Annotated in this window: 1 protein-coding gene; it reads right to left on the reverse strand. The window is 45.4% G+C overall.

Going from position 1 to position 216, the window contains the following annotated elements; all coding sequences use genetic code 11:
- Positions 1-173, reverse strand: a 173-nt coding sequence (locus PGQ33_RS17025; RefSeq protein ID WP_334303948.1) for a phosphoenolpyruvate-utilizing N-terminal domain-containing protein, incomplete at its 3' end; no start/stop codon positions are given.
- Positions 174-216 lie beyond the last annotated feature (43 nt).

Here is a 216-nt window from a genome sequence, read left to right on the forward strand (position 1 = left end):
TACAACTCACCGAGCTGTGCGATCGCAGTCTCCTGGGCATCCTCAAAACGTGCCACCTCTACTTCGGTATCCTCTACACGATACCGTCTTACCTGCTTTTCCTGTCTTTTATAGAAAGCAATCTTCCCGATGGCTACGCCACCAAAAACACTTTTACCACTTAGTGTAATCATAATCCTACAGATTCTCCTCTAATACTTTCTGGATTTCCGCGAT

The sequence above is a fragment of the Coprococcus sp. AM100_B19A genome (genome assembly GCF_027662015.1).
Taxonomy (GTDB): Bacteria; Bacillota; Clostridia; order Lachnospirales; family Lachnospiraceae; genus Allocoprococcus; species Allocoprococcus comes.